The sequence below is a fragment of the Marinagarivorans algicola genome, assembly GCF_001292705.1.
Classification (GTDB): Bacteria; Pseudomonadota; Gammaproteobacteria; order Pseudomonadales; family Cellvibrionaceae; genus Marinagarivorans; species Marinagarivorans algicola.
This window is the reverse complement of sequence record NZ_LGAK01000104.1, coordinates 1-1,348: the sequence shown is the minus strand read 5'-3', so window position 1 is coordinate 1,348 and position 1,348 is coordinate 1. Positions and strand designations below refer to the sequence as shown.

At 39.2% G+C, this 1,348-nt stretch carries 2 protein-coding genes; both read right to left on the bottom strand.

The window, feature by feature from the left end; all coding sequences use genetic code 11:
• Positions 1–281: 281 nt before the first annotated feature.
• Positions 282–614, bottom strand: a complete 333-nt coding sequence (locus AC438_RS16360; protein WP_053982326.1) for a hypothetical protein — start codon at positions 612–614, stop codon at positions 282–284.
• A 565-nt stretch (positions 615–1,179) separates the two neighbouring features.
• Positions 1,180–1,335 carry a hypothetical protein gene (locus AC438_RS17485; protein ID WP_476638774.1) on the bottom strand — a complete coding sequence of 52 codons (156 nt, stop codon included), beginning with the start codon at positions 1,333–1,335 and terminating at the stop codon, positions 1,180–1,182.
• Between the last annotated feature and the right edge of the window lie 13 nt (positions 1,336–1,348).

The following is a 1,348-nucleotide window of genomic DNA, read 5'->3' as shown; positions in this document are numbered from 1 at the left end:
TAGCCTATTATGAGCCCTTTAAAAGATCGTTCAATTAGCTTAAACGATCAGCATTACTACCGAGTAGCGCCTTTTTTGTGGGTGTTAATGAGTGGATTGACTATGGGTAACTGTTTTCATGTGTTTTTTTGAGGTGGGTATCTGCTTTCTTGCCGGAAGTGCTCTGGTTAATACCCTTATGCGTTAATAAGTAACAACTTCGGATTGAGTATAAAATCGTGACTAAATGGATTGGCCACTCCAGAATTTTTTCAGCTTGGCTGAATAGTTGCGTAGTAAGATTATTTTTTCCAAACAACCCAAGCGTTCTCTGAATTTACTATCCCGCGATAATCATCAGAATTTTTCACGTAAACAGATCGTGTATTACCATACCCGTCTGAGTCATAAGGATCTTGAGGAAAGATATAGTAAATTTCTGCGATTAGCTGATCATTGCACCACAGTGCATCGTAAGTAAGGTAGCCGTCTGCATACTGGTCGCGGTATTCACATTCAGGTGCCGTATAATAGTCGCTATTTGCCAATATTCTAGGTGCCTCTTCATCAGCAAAAATAAATCCAGAGGAGAGGTTGGAAGACAATATCAGCATGCATGAAATTAACTTGTTCATATTTAACCCTTGAGGTGGTTTGTGTGGTGTATATTAATGTATATGTGAATCAATCAGAAGCATGCTATCAAAAATAAAGAGGAGTATCACGAAGAAATTAAAAGGGTAGACTATAGTAATACTATGCTAACTTTACAGCTGTATTAAGAAATGGCAATAAATTGGTTTAAGAATGCATATTTAGTGTGAGACCCCGCTTCTGACCAATATCTGAATTCCACCTTTGGTGAACTCTAGGAATGAATCGAATTGTAGACCCTCTGAATAAAGAGTTTTCAGCTGTTTAGAGTAATATCCTAATAAAGATAAGGCCGAGCGCTAGAGTGCTAAGCTGTTTTTTACCGATAATAGGTATTCACTATCCTAAGTTGCTCATGGAATATGAGCAACTGTATTTTATGAACCGTTGGGTTTTGGGGGTGAACGTGCTGTTTTTAGGGTTTTTTGATGACTCATTTTAGCGCTGTAAATTGAGTGTGCTAGCACCAATAGTGCGCATATTCCTGCCGGGAGTAGTAGCGCATCAAAGTGATACGCAGAAAAAGGTAGGCGCCCAGAGTACCGTCTAAAGCAAACCACAAATAATGACAAGAAACAGCAAGGCCTTTCTTTTATCAAATGGCTCGCCCCTGAATTTTGAGCCCAGCATAATCTCAAGATCAATAAATATACCTGTAGTATGTGTTGTACGTATGACGGCGCCGCTGTATATGGTGATCAACGCATTTTGTAAC

Excerpts from the sequence above, each read along its gene's own strand:
- AC438_RS16360 (WP_053982326.1), bottom strand. The coding sequence starts at position 614 with ATGAACAAGTTAATTTCATGCATGCTGATATTGTCTTCCAACCTCTCC.